This window comes from Kribbella yunnanensis, assembly GCF_039529655.1.
In the GTDB taxonomy this organism is placed as follows: domain Bacteria; phylum Actinomycetota; class Actinomycetes; order Propionibacteriales; family Kribbellaceae; genus Kribbella; species Kribbella yunnanensis.
This window is the reverse complement of the sequence record NZ_BAAANF010000044.1, coordinates 1-591: the sequence shown is the minus strand read 5'-3', so window position 1 is coordinate 591 and position 591 is coordinate 1. Positions and strand designations below refer to the sequence as shown.

General features: G+C 52.1%; 1 rRNA gene. It reads right to left on the bottom strand.

Annotated elements, in window-relative coordinates:
- Positions 1-572, bottom strand: a 23S ribosomal RNA gene (locus tag ABD231_RS42030); the annotation flags it as partial.
- Positions 573-591: the final 19 nt, after the last annotated feature.

Here is a 591-nt window from a genome sequence, read left to right as displayed (position 1 = left end):
GGGGTACTTTTCATCTTTCCCTCACGGTACTAGTCCGCTATCGGTCACCAAGAAGTATTTAGGCTTAGCGGGTGGTCCCGCCAGATTCACACGGGATTTCAAGAGTCCCGTGCTACTTGGGAAAACACTCGGAAGTCACTGTCTTACGCCTACAGGGCTATAACCCACTACGGCTCAACATTCCAGAAGATTCGACTTCAACAGTAATTTATAACTCCCCGACCTCACAGCGTTGAGATCTGAATGCTCCCACAACCCCACATGCGCAACACACGCCGGCTATCACACGCACATGGTTTAGCCTCATCCGCTTTCGCTCGCCACTACTCACGGAATCACTATTGTTTTCTCTTCCTGCGGGTACTGAGATGTTTCACTTCCCCGCGTTCCCTCCAGAACCCTATGTGTTCAGGCACTGGTAACTGGCTTTAGAATGCCAGCTGGGTTTCCCCATTCGGACACCCCCGGATCACAGCTCGGTTGCCAACTCCCCGGGGCTTATCGCAGGCTCCAACGTCCTTCATCGGCTCTTGGTGCCAAGACATCCACCGATTGCCCTTAGTAGCTTGTCACAACAACAACAAAAACATT